This window comes from Noviherbaspirillum massiliense JC206 (genome assembly GCF_000312045.1).
Classification (GTDB): domain Bacteria; phylum Pseudomonadota; class Gammaproteobacteria; order Burkholderiales; family Burkholderiaceae_D; genus Noviherbaspirillum; species Noviherbaspirillum massiliense.
Window position 1 is genome coordinate 1,733,747 of record NZ_HE978634.1, and the last position, 14,717, is coordinate 1,748,463.

Annotated in this window: 15 protein-coding genes; 7 read left to right on the top strand and 8 right to left on the bottom strand. The window is 58.7% G+C overall.

All coding sequences use genetic code 11. The annotated features are described in order from the left end of the window. Positions 1-29 precede the first annotated feature (29 nt). Positions 30-392 carry a DUF4870 family protein gene (locus HGHM_RS08550; protein WP_026075829.1) on the top strand — a complete coding sequence of 121 codons (363 nt, stop codon included), beginning with the start codon at positions 30-32 and terminating at the stop codon, positions 390-392. A 19-nt stretch (positions 393-411) separates the two neighbouring features. Here HGHM_RS08550 and HGHM_RS08555 read toward each other — a convergent pair whose 3' ends face one another. The 6 genes from HGHM_RS08555 to HGHM_RS08585 form a co-directional block, all read right to left on the bottom strand. Beyond that, a complete protein-coding gene (locus HGHM_RS08555; protein WP_020693834.1) occupies positions 412-1,593 on the bottom strand; it encodes a cystathionine beta-lyase in 1,182 nt (393 codons plus the stop codon). Between the two features lie 46 nt (positions 1,594-1,639). Beyond that, positions 1,640-2,998 carry a 30S ribosomal protein S12 methylthiotransferase RimO gene (gene rimO, locus HGHM_RS08560; RefSeq protein ID WP_019141109.1) on the bottom strand — a complete coding sequence of 453 codons (1,359 nt, stop codon included), beginning with the start codon at positions 2,996-2,998 and terminating at the stop codon, positions 1,640-1,642. A 93-nt stretch (positions 2,999-3,091) separates the two neighbouring features. Further along, a complete protein-coding gene (phaR, locus tag HGHM_RS08565; protein ID WP_019141110.1) occupies positions 3,092-3,649 on the bottom strand; it encodes a polyhydroxyalkanoate synthesis repressor PhaR in 558 nt (185 codons plus the stop codon). Positions 3,650-3,928: 279 nt separating this feature from the next. Continuing rightward, the gene (gene phaC / locus HGHM_RS08570; RefSeq protein WP_075111702.1) at positions 3,929-5,647 is read right to left on the bottom strand and encodes a class I poly(R)-hydroxyalkanoic acid synthase; all 1,719 of its coding nucleotides are present in this window, start codon (positions 5,645-5,647) and stop codon (positions 3,929-3,931) included. Between the two features lie 315 nt (positions 5,648-5,962). Then, positions 5,963-6,715 carry a peptidoglycan editing factor PgeF gene (pgeF, locus tag HGHM_RS08580; RefSeq protein WP_019141113.1) on the bottom strand — a complete coding sequence of 251 codons (753 nt, stop codon included), beginning with the start codon at positions 6,713-6,715 and terminating at the stop codon, positions 5,963-5,965. Positions 6,716-6,732: 17 nt separating this feature from the next. Beyond that, positions 6,733-7,770 (bottom strand): RluA family pseudouridine synthase, encoded by a 1,038-nt coding sequence (locus HGHM_RS08585; RefSeq protein WP_019141114.1) that lies wholly within the window; start codon positions 7,768-7,770, stop codon positions 6,733-6,735. Between the two features lie 43 nt (positions 7,771-7,813). Here HGHM_RS08585 and HGHM_RS08590 point away from each other — a divergent pair, with 43 nt between their 5' ends. Next, the gene (locus HGHM_RS08590; RefSeq protein WP_019141115.1) at positions 7,814-8,608 is read left to right on the top strand and encodes an outer membrane protein assembly factor BamD; all 795 of its coding nucleotides are present in this window, start codon (positions 7,814-7,816) and stop codon (positions 8,606-8,608) included. 28 nt (positions 8,609-8,636) lie between these two features. On the opposite strand, the gene yaaA is transcribed toward HGHM_RS08590, so the two are convergent. After that, positions 8,637-9,413, bottom strand: a complete 777-nt coding sequence (gene yaaA / locus HGHM_RS08595) for a peroxide stress protein YaaA (protein ID WP_019141116.1) — start codon at positions 9,411-9,413, stop codon at positions 8,637-8,639. 40 nt (positions 9,414-9,453) lie between these two features. Here yaaA and HGHM_RS08600 point away from each other — a divergent pair, with 40 nt between their 5' ends. Next, positions 9,454-9,894 carry a putative toxin-antitoxin system toxin component, PIN family gene (locus HGHM_RS08600; RefSeq protein ID WP_019141117.1) on the top strand — a complete coding sequence of 147 codons (441 nt, stop codon included), beginning with the start codon at positions 9,454-9,456 and terminating at the stop codon, positions 9,892-9,894. Between the two features lie 47 nt (positions 9,895-9,941). Further along, positions 9,942-11,120 carry a pyridoxal phosphate-dependent aminotransferase gene (locus HGHM_RS08605; protein ID WP_026075830.1) on the top strand — a complete coding sequence of 393 codons (1,179 nt, stop codon included), beginning with the start codon at positions 9,942-9,944 and terminating at the stop codon, positions 11,118-11,120. Positions 11,121-11,177: 57 nt separating this feature from the next. On the opposite strand, the gene HGHM_RS08610 is transcribed toward HGHM_RS08605, so the two are convergent. Beyond that, positions 11,178-11,831, bottom strand: a complete 654-nt coding sequence (locus tag HGHM_RS08610; RefSeq protein ID WP_019141119.1) for a glutathione S-transferase — start codon at positions 11,829-11,831, stop codon at positions 11,178-11,180. A 232-nt stretch (positions 11,832-12,063) separates the two neighbouring features. Here HGHM_RS08610 and HGHM_RS08615 point away from each other — a divergent pair, with 232 nt between their 5' ends. The 3 genes from HGHM_RS08615 to HGHM_RS08625 all read left to right on the top strand — a co-directional run bounded on the left by HGHM_RS08615 (position 12,064) and on the right by HGHM_RS08625 (position 14,711). After that, positions 12,064-12,843 carry an oxepin-CoA hydrolase, alternative type gene (locus HGHM_RS08615; protein ID WP_026075831.1) on the top strand — a complete coding sequence of 260 codons (780 nt, stop codon included), beginning with the start codon at positions 12,064-12,066 and terminating at the stop codon, positions 12,841-12,843. Between the two features lie 29 nt (positions 12,844-12,872). Next, positions 12,873-13,544 carry a histidine phosphatase family protein gene (locus tag HGHM_RS08620; protein ID WP_019141121.1) on the top strand — a complete coding sequence of 224 codons (672 nt, stop codon included), beginning with the start codon at positions 12,873-12,875 and terminating at the stop codon, positions 13,542-13,544. Positions 13,545-13,646: 102 nt separating this feature from the next. After that, on the top strand, positions 13,647-14,711 hold the full coding sequence (locus tag HGHM_RS08625) for a phosphotransferase family protein (RefSeq protein WP_019141122.1): 1,065 nt from the start codon (positions 13,647-13,649) through the stop codon (positions 14,709-14,711). Positions 14,712-14,717: the final 6 nt, after the last annotated feature.

Sequence of the window (14,717 nt, forward strand, 5' to 3'; positions counted from 1 at the left end):
TGGCCTTTGGCCATGCAGAAGGAGCCGCAATGTCTCAGGAAATCGTGTTCGACAGCAATCTCCAGTCCACCAAGAATCTTGCCTGGTGGCTTTATCTCCTGCATGGCGCCAGCTTTCTGTTTTCGCTGGGCGCATTTTCCTGGATTCCGCTCATCATCAACTATGTGAAGCGTGATGACGCCGCCGGCACCTTTGTCTACAGCCATCACGGCTGGCAGATCCGGTCCTTCTGGTGGTACCTGTTCTGGATGGCACTCGGCGTGATCCTGTTCATGACAGTCATCGGCATCCCGCTCGCCTGGCTGGTATTTACCGCGGCCTGGGTGTGGAAAGCCTATCGCCTGATCAAGGGCTTCCTCTACCTGAACGACAACAAGCCCATGCCGACCTGAAGGAGGACGTTGCCTGCGCTTACAACACGGACAGCGCCTGCTCGATGTCGGCAATCAAATCCAGCGGATCTTCCAGACCGATGTTGAAGCGCACGAGTTGTCCCTTGTCAGTCCAGTTCCTGCGCATTCCCTGAATTCGGTAAGGCACGCACAGGCTGTGCGCCCCGCCCCAGCTGAACCCGATCTTGAACAGCTTGAGGCTGTCGACGAAACGATCAGTCTGCTCTTCGGTATAGCGCTCGTCGAAGATCACGGAAAACAGTCCGCCCGCGCCGCTGAAGTCGCGCCTCCATATCTCGTGGCCTGGACAGTCGGGCAAGGCCGGATGCAGCACGCGCGCGATCTCCGGCCGCTCCTTGAGCCATGTGGCGACCTTGCGGGCACCGGCATCATGTGCATCGAAACGCAGCTTCATGGTGGGCAGGCCGCGCAGTACGAGATAGGCGTCATCCGCCCCCACCCCATACCCCATGCGCATGTGTGCCAGTTCCAGCCGATGGATCAAGTCCTTGTCACGGGTGATGACGGCACCCATCAACACATCCGATCCGCCGGACTGGTACTTGGTCAGGGCCTGCATCGAGATGTCGACACCATGCTCGAAGGCGCGAAACCCGAGCCCCGCCGACCAGGTATTATCGATCGCCACGTACACCTTTTGCCCTTGCACGCTTCTCGCTTGCGCCGCCCTGCAAATGGCGGGAATGTCCGGCACTTCCATGGATACCGATCCCGGCGCTTCGGTCCAGATCAGGCGTGTATTCGGCTGGATCAGTTCGGCGATGCCGGCACCGATCAGGGGATCGTACACTCGCGCGCTGATGCCGAAATCCTGCGACAGCCACTTCGCGAGTTCACGATTGGGGTTGTACACATTGTCCGGGATCAGCAGGTCGTCGCCGGCCTTGAGCAGCGCAAAATCCACCATGGCAATCGCCGCCAATCCGCTGGGCGCCAGCAGGCAGTGATTTCCGCCCTCGATTTCGGCCAGACGCGCCTCCAGCGTGAAAGTAGTCGGCGTGCCATGCAATCCATAGGTATAAGCGCTCTTGTCCTGCCAGTTGCGCGAGCGCATGGCGGCCACATTCTTGAACAGCACTGTCGATGCATGATGAATGGCTACCGGCATGGCGGCAAAGCCTGCTGGCGCGGCGTAGTCGCTATGGATCAGCGCAGTCTGGATGGATTTGCGGTCAGTCACGCGGTTCTCGCTTGGATGAATGCGCTCGCCGGGGGAAGGTTTGTCCTCAGGCTTCGGCCCAAAGGTCATGCTCGTCGGCCGCGGTCACCTGGACTTCGACAAACTCGCCGACCCGCAGTTTCCGGTGCGGCTCGTACGGCGGCTTGACATAGACCACGCCGTCGATTTCCGGCGCATCGGCCGCCGACCTTCCCACGCCGCCACTGGCATCGATCTCATCGATCAGCACGCGGATGGTCTTGCCTACCTTTGCCTGCTGGCGTCTTTTCGAAATCTCTTCCTGCAATTCCATGACGCGCGCCCGGCGTTCCTCGCGCACCTCTTCCGGCACCGGGTCCGGCAACTGATTGGCCGTCGCACCTTCTACCGGCGAATAGGCGAAGCAGCCCAGCCGGTCGATCTCAGCTTCCTTCAGGAAGTCGAGCAGGTACTGGAATTCCTGTTCCGTCTCCCCGGGGAAGCCGGCGATGAAGGTGGAGCGGATCGTCAGGTCCGGGCACATCTTGCGCCATGCCTGGATGCGGTCGAGATTCTTCTCGCCATTGGCCGGACGCTTCATCCGCTTCAGCACGTCCGGATGGGCATGCTGCAGCGGCACATCCAGGTACGGCACCACCGTTCCCGCATTCATCAGGGGAATCACTTCGTCGACATGCGGATAGGGATAGACATAGTGCAGCCGTACCCAGGCGCCATACTGGGCCGCGAGCTCGCCCAGCGCAGCCACCAGCTGGGTCATGTGGGTCTTCACCGGCTTGCCGTTCCAGAAGCCGGTACGGAATTTCACATCCACGCCATAGGCGCTGGTGTCCTGCGAAATCACCAGCAATTCCTTCACGCCTGCCTTGAACAGGTTTTCCGCTTCCAGCATCACTTCCGCAATCGGGCGCGACACCAGATCGCCGCGCATCGACGGGATGATGCAGAAGCTGCAGCGATGGTTGCAGCCTTCGGAAATCTTCAGGTAAGCGTAGTGCTTGGGTGTGAGCTTGATGCCTTGCGGCGGCACCAGGTCGATGAAGGGCTCGTGCGGCTTCGGCAAATGCCTGTGCACCGCGGACATCACTTCGCCGACTGCATGCGGACCCGTGACTTCGAGTACTTTGGGATGGACGCTTTGGATGATGTCGTTGCCGGCCGCATCCTTTTTCGCGCCAAGGCAGCCGGTGACGATGACCTTGCCGTTTTCATTCAGCGCTTCGCCGATCGCATCGAGCGACTCCTGCACAGCAGCATCGATGAAGCCGCAGGTATTGACGATGACCAAGTCGGCGCCGTCGTAGGATTTGGCCGTCTCATAGCCTTCGGCACGCAGCTGGGTCAGGATCTGTTCCGAATCCACGAGTGCCTTCGGGCAGCCGAGCGAGACGAAACCGACTTTGGGAGATTGAGGAAGCTTGGACATAACAAAAAAGGGTACAAAGCGAATCCGCTATTGTACCCTTTCATCGACTAGCCTTTGCCCGGTGCAAACCCGGCGCGGCTTGCTCTTATTGAATCATTTCTTGTTCTTTTCGCCTGTCCCGAAGGGAAATGCGGTGAACATGTTCTTGGTCTGATTCTGCATCTGTTCCTGCATCTGGATGAACAGGTTCTTCGATTGCTCGATATAGTTGCTCATCATGCCCTGCATCATCGGCCCTTGCACGTTCATGAACTGCGTCCACATCTCCGGGCTGAAGGGCTTGCCTTCATAGAAACCCTTGGAGCTTTCGGCCAACTTGTTCTGGATGTCGATGAAGGCTTCGATATTTTTCTCCAGGTATGAACCCATCATGCCCTGCATTGCATGTCCGTAATAACGGATGATCTGGGACAAGGCATCGCTGGAGAACATCGGGGTGCCGTTCGCTTCTTCCTCGAGAATGATTTGCAAGAGAATGCTGCGCGTCAGGTTTTCATCCGTTTTGGCATCGACGACGGTGAATTCCTCCCTGTCCAATACCAGCTGCTTCACATCGGCGAGAGTGATGTAGGAACTGGTCTGTGTGTCATAGAGGCGGCGGTTTGGATATTTCTTGATCAAGCGCTCCGAAACCTTTTTTGCACTATTCATTGAATATTCCACATTTTGTATCGCAACAAGCTTTAGCCATGCGGCAGGAAAACGAACAGACGTTCGTCAACTCATGTTCCATTATAGTGCGAAAAAACAAAGATTTACGTCATGCTCATCAATTTGTCCGAGCATATTGCGACGCGGCAGACAGGGCCATGACTGCACTTATTTCAGCGCCGGGGCAGCTTCCGTACGCCAGCAGACAAGACTGCTCAAATGCCAGCAACCAGCCGTGTCAGCGCCGGAACCGCATCTGAGCGCAACACCGAATTCCTGCTAAGCCGCCTTCACCCTGACATAGCGTCCAGGCGCGGGCTCGATGGCCTTGTATTGGCTGTTGCCATAATTCCTGGGCGCCTCGACTTGCCGGCCTGCATGCTTGGCCAGGAATTTTGCCCATTCCTCCCACCAGCTGCCCGGATGCTCGGTTGCCCCGCTCATCCATTCCTGCGCGGAGGCAGGCGTCTTGTCATTGACCCAATAACTGCGTTTCTTCTTCGCCGGCGGATTGATCACGCCAGCGATATGCCCGGATGCGCCGAGCACGAAGCGGTTGTTCCTTTTCTTTTTGGGATTGAGCAGCTGTGTTGACTCGTACGCAGAAGTCCATGGCACGATATGGTCTTCCCGCGACCCGTAAACGAATGTCGGCACATTGATCTTCGACAGGTCGATCTTCTCCCCTGCAACCGTCGCCTTTCCCGGTTCCTTCAGATTGTTTTCGAGATAGGTGTTGCGCAGGTACCAGCAGAACATCGGGCCCGGGAGATTGGTGCCGTCGGCATTCCAGTAGAGCAAATCGAATGCCGGAGGTGGTTCCCCCTTCAGGTAATTCGAGCTCACGTAATTCCAGACGAGGTCATTGGCACGCAGGCTGGAAAAGGCGCAGTTGAAGTCCCGCCCCGGCATCAGCCCGCCCTGCCCGATCGTCTGTTCACGCAATGCCACCTGTGCCTCGTCGATATAGACATCGAGAACGCCGGTGTCCCCGAAATCCAGCAAGGTGGTCAGCAAGGTCAGGCTTTCTACCGGCTTCTCGCCGTGGGCAAAAGGAATCGCCAGGGCAGTGGCCAGGAGCGTGCCGCCGACGCAGAACCCGAGAGTATTGATCTGCTCCTGCCCCGTCACCTCGCGCGCCACCTCGATCGCCTTCATCACGCCTTCTGTTACGTAGTCATCCCATCCCAGGTGGCCCAGCGAGGCATCGGGATTGCACCAGGAAACCAGGAACACGGTGTGCCCCTGCTCCACTGCATAACGGACCAGCGAATTATCGGGCTGCAGGTCCAGGATGTAATACTTGTTGATACAAGGCGGCACAATCAGCAACGGCCGCTCGAACACGGTTTTGGTTAGCGGCTTGTACTGGATGAGCTGGAACAACTCGTTCTCGAAGATCACCGCGCCTTCAGTCGTGGCGACATTCCTGCCAACTTCGAATGCCGATTCATCGCTCTGCGAAATCCTGCCCTTCTGCATGTCTTGCAGCATGTGGGCAATGCCTTTCGCCAGGCTCTTGCCATTGGTCTCGAGCATTTTCTGCTGCGCTTCCGGATTGGTGACCAGGAAATTGGCCGGCGACATGGCATCCACCAGTTGCTGCACGGCGAACCGCACCTTCTGCTTCGCTCTTGGGGGCATCTGCACCGCCTCGGCCATCTCCATCAGGTAGCGCGCATTGAGCAGGTAAGCAGCCGCATTGAAGGCATACAGGCTATTCGCCTGCCACTCAGGTGCCGAAAAACGCTTATCCTTGATCTCCGGCGCCTTGGCGCTGACGAAATCCTGCCAGAGCGAGGAGAATCGCTGGATATAATCGTTCTGCAGTTTCAGAGCCTGGGTCGGGTCGAGCAATGCGCCGAAAGACTGGGTTGCCGAAGCTGCTGCATTTTCCGTGGAAGACTGCGCCTGTTGAAACCAGTTCTGCCAGATATTGGGATCGGTGAAAGGCAACATCCAGGATGGGGTGCCAGCTTGGGGGGGCGACATCTTCATATGCATGTCTCCGTGGGAATGAAGAACCAGATTTTTCCGGACTCGAACTCTATGTATATCGTTGCGCTTGCATGGACCTATGTCGTATTCATGATGTCGGTTGCTGAACAATCGGTCGTCGCCGGTGTTCTGACCTTTCTCATGTACGGACTCTTGCCAGTCACAATCATTCTATACCTCGCTGGCAGTTCCCGACGCAGGAAGCGCCTGCGGAATATGGAAACGCTGCAATCGGACACTTCCCATTTGCAAGGCGAAGAAAGACGCGAGGACTGAGCCGCAGCCTCTTCTATCTTTGATGAAATCTGGCGGTAGTTACTTGATCCAAATCAACGAGGCCATGCGCCCCGTCGTCTTTTCTCGCCGATAGGAATAAAAGCGGCGCGCATCGGTGACGGTACAAAATCCGCCACCATGTACCTTGGCAACTCCTGCGCTGTTCAAACGCATCCTTGCCAGCAGATACAGGTCCGCGAGAAATTTTCCAGGCTGCGCGGGAATCGGCTTGAATGCCCCACGAAAAGCGGGGTCTTGCTTGCGAAAGCAATCAAGGACATCCTCGCCGACCTCGAATTGGTCGGGACCGATCGCGGGGCCGAGCCACGCGAAAATCTGCCCCGCTCCGGCCCTGCGCATCATGCCGATGGTATTTTCAAGGACGCCATTTGCCAGCCCGCGCCAGCCGGCATGTGCAGCACCAACCGTGGTGCCCGTTGAATCGCACAACAATACCGGCAAACAGTCGGCAGTCTGGATCACGCACACGACGCCTCGTTGGGTGGAGACGCTCGCATCGGCTTCCGGCGCATCCTTGACGCCCGCAGCATCTAGCACCGTTGTCCCATGCACCTGGGACAGCCAGGCCGGTTCGGCCGGCAGCACGGATCTCAGCAATGCCCGATTTTGATGTACGTGTTCCGGCCGGTCGCCGACATGGGTGCCGAGATTGAGCCCTCCATCACCCAAGCCATCGTCGTAAGGTGGAAGACTGAATCCGCCGCTGCGCAAGGTAGACAGTGCGCCGATATTGGCAGGAGCACAAGGCCAGTCCGGAACGATGATATCCATGTGCACGCTCCCTGTGATCAAATGTTTTCCAGATGTGAAATGCCGGCCCGTGTGACCAGGTCCGCAAGATCGGCGGGCATGGGCGCCTGCCATTCGCACATCGCGTGGGAAGCCGGGTGGATCAGGCCCAGCCGGTAGGCATGCAGCGCCTGGCGCGGAAACACTGCAGCCAGGTGCGGCTTGCCATACAGGGCATCGCCAACCAGAGGAAAGCCGATCGATTGCATGTGCACGCGGATCTGATGGGTACGTCCGGTTTCGAGCTTGCAGCGGAGCAGGCTGACCGGGCGACCGTCGAGCTTTCCGGTAGCGAGTCGCTCGTAGTGCGTGATCGCCGGCTTGGCGCTCTCATGCCGACTGACCGCCATTCTGATCCGGTCGCGCGGATGCCGGCCGATTGGCGCCTCCACCTTGCCGCCAATCTGCGGCATTCCCCATACCAGGGCGAGATAGTCGCGCTTCACGCTGCGCGCTTGCAGTTGCCGCACCAGGTCGGTTTGCGCCTCCAGGCTTTTTGTCACCACCATCAGCCCGGTGGTGTCCTTGTCGAGCCGGTGCACGATGCCGGCCCGCGGCACACCGGCCAGCGCCGGAACATGATGCAGCAAGCCATTGAGCAGGGTGCCGGACCAGTTGCCTGCAGCCGGATGCACCACCAGGCCGGCCGGCTTGTCGATGACCAGAATTGCCGCATCTTCATGCAAGATCGGCAAGTCCATCGGCTCAGGCGCAAATGCACGGTCTTCCGGCGCGAGCTGCGGGCGGACGACGACTTCCTCGTCGCCGAGGACAATTGTCTTCGTGCGCGCCGGGCGACCATCCAATGTGACATGGCCGCCATCAATCCATTGCTGAAGGCGGCTGCGCGAATATTGCGGGACAAGCCGCGACAACACCTTGTCCAGGCGTTCCCCGCCCATTTCGGGACTCAGCTGCAGCGTAATAGGTTCGGTTTCAGGCAGCGATCCATCGTCATCTTCGAAGTCATCAAGGCTGCCATCAGAAAGGGTTTCAGTCAAAATCGGGTTTCCGGTTGATATCGGGCCAAGATCCATCGGCTATAATCCGAGGCTTGTCCAGATGTGTCCTGCAAAAGTCATGCAAAAAAAGTTGAAATTGGGCGCCCTCCTTCTCGCCATCTCTCTTTCCGGCTGCGGCGTGCTGCCGGAGAAGATGGACGAAACCAGAGGGTGGTCAGCCTCGAAATTATACTCGGAGGCTCGTGACGAACTGGCCGGCGGAAACTACGATAAGGCGATTCAGTATTTCGAAAAGCTCGAGTCGCGCTACCCCTTCGGCACCTACGCGCAGCAGGCCCAGATGGAAATCGCCTATGCATACTATCGCCAGGGCGAGCAAGCCCAGGCACTGGCAGCAGTAGATCGTTTCCTGAAGCTGCATCCGAATCACCCGAATGCCGACTACATGTACTACCTGCGCGGCCTGATCAACTTCAACGACAGGGAAGGCTTTCTGAATTTCCTGGCGAAGCAGGATCCGAGCGAACGCGACCCGAAAGCAACCCGCGACGCTTTCGACGCCTTCAAGCAGCTGGTCGAACGTTATCCGGACAGCATTTATGCCAAGGATGCAACTGCGAGGATGAAATACCTCGTGAATGCAATGGCTCAGTATCAGGTGCATGTGGCCAGCTACTATTTCCGCCGTGGCGCCTACCTGGCTGCGGCCAACCGCGCCGAGACTGCCGTCCAGGAATACCAGGATGCTCCTGCAGTCGAAGAAGCGCTGTCCATCATGGTTCGCTCCTATGACGCCATGGGCTTGACCGAACTGCGCGACGACGCCCTGCGCGTCATGAAAAAGAATTTCCCGAACAGTGCCTATTTCCATGGCGGTCCGCAGGAAAGCAAGCCATGGTGGAAACTCTGGTAATCGACTGGCCTATTCCGTCCTTTCCTGCTTAGTCTTCGATGCGGCGCCGGAACACCCAGCAATTGCCGCTGGATGCGCGCTCCTCAAATCGATATCCCTCGCTGTCGAATTCCTTCAGCTGTCCCGGCCGCGTGATGCCATGCTCTGCTGCATAGCGCGCCATCATGCCGCGCGCGCGCTTTGCATAGAAGGAAATGATCTTGTATTTGCCGTTCTTCCAGTCTTCGAATACGGGGGTGACCACCGGCACAGCCAGGAGCCCAGGCTTGACCGCCTTGAAATACTCTTCCGACGCGAGGTTGACCAGAGCGGAAGACTTGTTCTCTACCAACGCCTTGTTCAGGGCCGCCGTCGGCAGTTCGCCCCAGAAGGCATACAAATCCTTGCCGCGCGCATTTGCCAGCCTGGTACCCATTTCCAGACGGTAGGGCTGCATCAGGTCGAGCGGACGCAGGACGCCATAGAGGCCGGATAGAATACGGATGTGGGCTTGCGCAAAATCGAGCTGTTTCGCACTCATCGAGGGCGCATCCAGCCCTTCATACACATCGCCGTTGAATGCCAGGATCGCCTGCTTGGCATTTTCCTTGGTAAAGCGCGGTGACCAGGTGGCGTAACGCGTGGCATTCAGGGCGGCCAATGCATCCGAAATGCCCATCAGGCTGCCGATCTGGGCCGGCGACAAGGTGCGCAGGATGGCGATCAGTTCGGCGGAGTGTTCTATGAAGTCCGGTTTGGTATGGAGCGCGGTGTGTGCGGGTGTTTCGTAATCGAGGGTCTTGGCGGGGGAAAGAACAATCAGCATGCAAAACTCGGAATCTCAGGCATTCTCAAAAATTCCCGCAATGATACCTAAGCGCGTGGTGCTCGACACCAATGTCTGCCTCGATTTGTTCGTATTCCGGGATCCGCGCTGGATCGGTTTGCTGACGGCGCTTAAAGAAGGAAAAGTGGAAGCCGTCACCCGCGAGGACTGCAGGATGGAATGGCTGGCAGTACTCGAATATCCGCATCTGCCGCTCAGCAGCGAAACCCGCCCGCTAGCCGCGGCGGAGTTTGATGCCCTGATTTCGTTGCACCGTGCTTCCGAAACCGATGCTCGCACCACCGTACCGCTGCCAATCTGCCGCGACCCGGACGACCAGAAATTCCTCGAACTGGCACGCGACTCGGCTGCGCAGTTGCTGATCACGAAGGACAAGGCCTTGCTGAAGCTCGCGAAAAGGACGGCAAAGGCCGGACTGTTTGCCATCATCACCCCCGAGGCATGGAAGCCCGAGGAATAGCTACAATACAATTCCGGATTTCGCCAACGACCGAAAGAACAAAGACCATGCCCTCCTCCACTCGACCCGACACGACACCTCACCTGCAATCCAGGCTGCCATCGGTAGGCACGACCATTTTCACCGTGATGTCTGCGCTGGCGGCAGAACGGGGCGCGGTCAACCTCGGACAGGGCTTCCCGGATTTTGATTGCGACCCGGCGCTTGTCGGCGCAGTCAGCGCGGCGATGAAGCAAGGCTTGAACCAGTATCCGCCGATGGCGGGGGTTCCGGCCCTGCGCGAGGCCATTGCCAGGAAGATTGACCGGATTTACGGCCATGCCTACGATGCGGGCACCGAAATCACGATCACCGCCGGCGCCACCCAGGCCATCCTGACCGCCATACTCTGCAGCGTGCATCCCGGCGATGAAGTCATTGTCATCGAGCCCGCGTACGACAGCTATCTGCCCTCGATCGAGCTGGCAGGCGGCAAGGCGGTATTCGTGCAGATGGATGTGAGCGCGCAAGGTTACGCGGTGCCCTGGACAAAAGTTGCCAATGCCGTCACGAACAAGACCCGCCTGATCATGATCAACTCGCCTCACAACCCGACCGGCTCGGTGCTGCGTGAGCAGGACATCAAGGCGCTGGCCGACATCGTGCGCGGCACCGATATCCTGATCCTGTCGGACGAGGTCTACGAGCACATGGTGTATGACGGCCGCCGGCACGAATCGGTATGCCGCCATCCGGAACTCGCCAGCCGGTCATTCGTGGTTTCGAGCTTCGGCAAGACTTACCACGTCACAGGTTGGAAAGTCGGCTATGTCGCCGCACCGGCTGCGTTGAGCGCCGAATTCCGCAAGGTGCATCAGTTCAATGTCTTCACCGTCAACACGCCGGTGCAGCACGGCCTGGCCGCTTACATGGCCGATCCTGCACCCTATCTCGACCTGCCGGCGTTTTACCAGCACAAGCGCGACCTGTTCCGCAGCCGGCTGGAACGGACACGCTTCAGGCTGCTGCCGTCCGACGGCACCTACTTCCAGTGCGTCGAATACAGCGCGATTTCCGACCAGCCGGAAGCCGAGTTTGCGAAATGGCTGACCTCGGAAATCGGTGTCGCCGCCATTCCGGTCTCGGCGTTTTACCATCAGCCGAAGGAGTCCGGCATCGTCCGGTTCTGCTTTGCGAAGAAGGACGAGACGCTGAATACAGCGCTCGACCGCCTGGCAAAGCTCTGATGCCCTTAAACAATTTCGCCTGGAATTGCAGGCCCGCAGTCGAGGGCCTGTTTTGCATCAGGATGGCTTGCCGCGCGACTTGATCAATTCCTGGTTAACCTTGCGGTCCGCATTGACCTTCTGTGCCGTCGGTCGCTCGCCCAGCATCTTCACGTATTCCCGCACCGGCAGGTCTGCCAGAAGGTCTTCGCCGTAAATCGCCCTGGATGCCATGCTGACCACGGGCAGGTGCACCATCCCCGCGCAATCGGCCATGGTGAATTCCGAACCGGCGATGAAAGGGGAAAATTTCGCGAGCCGGGCAAAGGCTTTCACATTCCGGGTCAGGAGTTTCTTCGTTCTTTCCTTTTGCTCGTCGCTCACCGAACCGCCGAAGAATGCTTCCGGATACAGCTCCCGCGCCACCAGTTCGAGATGCAGTTCCATGAAGGTGATCAATTCCCGCACCTTCGCAGCGGCGAACGGGTCGCCCGGAAGCAGCGGCTTGTGCGGATAGGCCACCTCGATGTAGTCCATGATCACCTGGGACTCGCACAGCGGGCCATGCTCGGTCTCGATGTATGGCACCTTGCCAAGCGGTGACCGTTCCAGCAAGGCTGGGGAGCGGTCTGCCCACACCAATTCCTCTTCAAACTTCACGCCCTTTTCTAGCAGTGCGAACTTCACCTTGTTGTAGTAATTGCTGAGCGCGAAACCACAAAGCTTGAGCATCTTGTCTCCTCGGAATGATTGATGGTTGTTGATGCCACTTGCGTCTTGCAGGACAGAGTATAACGTGCGGCTGATCCACGCTGGACAGACATGGAAGTCCAATTCCTCCGAACGCGAAGCTAGGCCAGCATTTCGGCATGCCGGCTTTTCGCATTTCGGCAATAATATGACTTCAAACCTGAAAAATTCTGGCCGGTCTGAACCGGTCCAAATCATCGCGAAAGTTCTTCCCATGTCTGCCGAACTTCAAGCCTCCCGCCGTGATGCCACGCTGATCCTGACCCTGTCCAATCCCGGTGCAAAGAATGCGCTGCACCCGGACATGTATGCAGCCGCAATCGAAACTCTGGCAACCGCCGAGCGTGACAGCTCGATCCGCGCCGTCGTGCTCACCGGGGCCGACGGCTTCTTCTGCTCCGGCGGCAATCTGAACCGCCTGCTCGAAAACCGCACGAAGGCGAAATCGGCGCAGGCCGAATCGATCGACAGCCTGCACAGCTGGATCGAAGCCATCCGCGACTGTCCGAAGCCGGTTATCGCGGCGGTCGAAGGTGGCGCTGCCGGCGCTGGCTTTTCCCTCGCGCTGGCCTGCGACCTGATCGTCTCCGGGACGTCGGCGAAATTCGTGATGGCCTATGTCAAGGTCGGCCTGACACCGGACGGTGGCGGTTCCTGGTTCGTGTCCAAGGCCTTGCCACGCCAGCTTGCCACGGAAGTGCTGCTGGAAGGCAAGCCGATCCTGGCTCCGCGCCTGCATGAACTCGGTGTCATCAACAAGCTGGTCGCGGATGGCACTGCGCTGGATACGGCGCTGGAATGGGCGGACCAGCTTGCGGCGCAGTCGCCGAATGCGGTGGAACGCATCAAATCGCTGGTGCAGGAGGCGCAGACCGATACCCTCGCCCAGCATTTCGAATCCGAGAAGAAGAATTTCGTGGAAAGCCTGCATCATCGCGATGCGCAGGAAGGCATCACCGCATTCCTAGAAAAGAGAAAGCCCCAGTACAAATGAGTCCATCCCGGAGAAGACGTATTTACCTGATGCGTCACGGCAGCGTCACGTATTTCGATGAGGCGGGCAAGCCGTTCCTGCCGGAACAGGTTCCCTTGAACGAACTTGGTCGCTCGCAGGCGAGCGCCGCCGGCAAGGTGTTCGCCATGGAGAAAATCCATTTTGACCGGGTGATCGTGTCCGGTTTGCCGCGTACGGTAGAAACCGCTACCCGCGTGCTTGCGGAGACCGGGCAGCAGATCGAACTCGAGCGCTGGCCGGAACTGCAGGAAATACGGGGTGGAAAACTGTCAGCCATTCCCGACGAGCGCCTGACGGAAGCCTTCACCGGTGCCTTTGACGGCGTGGTTCCTGAGCACCGCCAGTTTCTCGCCGGGGAAAGCGTCGGACAGCTCATGGACCGGGTGCATCCCTGCATCGATCGCCTGCGCGCCGATACTTCCTGGGATACGGTATTGCTGGTGCTGCATGGCGGCGTCAATCGGGCGATCTTGTCCTACGCCTTGACGAACCAGCGGCTATTCCTCGGCAATCTCGCGCAGACCGCGGGCTGCATCAATGCCATCGATGTCGGTGCCATGCATGCAGACTGGGTGGTTCGCATGGTCAATTATTCACCGCTGTCGCAGCTGCAGGGCGAATCGCGCAGCACGACCATGGAGGTATTGCTGGAGCAGTACAAGAAATTCCGACGCGCATGAAGGCAGCGCCTGCAGAAATATTGAATTGCAAACATGGCGACATGCCGCGCCATTCGAGACGATAGAGCCGGCCCGACCGGCCAACATACCGTAGGAGGAGCAATGTACGAAGAATTCATGGGCACCCGCCCCGTTTCCGAACGCCAGAAGTTCGACGTAGGGGCGATGGAAGAATACATGCGCCGGCATGTCGAAGGTTTCTCCGGCACGCTGAGCGTCGAACAGTTCAAGGGCGGGCAATCCAACCCGACCTTCAAGCTGACCGCCGATGGCAGGCATTACGTGCTGCGCACCAAGCCCGGCCCCGCCGCCAAGCTGCTCGCATCGGCCCATGCAATCGACCGTGAATTCCGGGTCATGGATGCGCTCCACAAGGCAGGTTTTCCCGCTGCGAAGCAATACGCCCTGTGTACCGAAGAATCGGTGATCGGCCGTGCCTTCTACATTATGGATTTCGTGGATGGCCGCGTGCTGTGGGACCAGTCCCTGCCCGGCATGAGCAAGGAAGAACGACGCGCCTACTACGATGAAATGAACCGCGTCATCGCGCAATTGCACACCATCGATTACACGGCGATCGGCTTGGCCGATTATGGCAAGCCCGGCAACTATTTCGTCCGCCAGATCGATCGCTGGACCAAGCAATACAAGGCATCCGAGACAGAAAAAATCGAGGCGATGGATGCCCTCATCGAATGGCTGCCGCAAAACATCCCGCCCGGGGATGAAACCAGCATCGTGCACGGCGACTACCGCCTCGACAACATGATCTTCCATCCGACCGAGCCGCGCATCCTGGCAGTGCTCGACTGGGAACTCTCGACCCTCGGGCATCCGCTCGCCGATTTTTCCTACCACTGCATGAGCTGGCATATTCCGCAAGGCCAGTTCCGCGGCATCGGCGGGCTGGACCTCGAAGCCCTCGGCATTCCGAGCGAGGCGGAATACATCGCGAAATACTGCGAGCGCACCGGCAAAACCATCCGCAAGGAAGATTTCGATTTCTACCTCGCCTACAACATGTTCCGCATGGCCGGCATCCTGCAGGGAATCATGAAGCGCTATGTGGACGGCACGGCCTCCAGCGAACAGGCCTTGAAGGCAGGCCTGGCGGCGCGGCCGATGGCGGAGATGGGGTGGCGCTACGCCAGTGGGAAGAAGAACTGATACCGG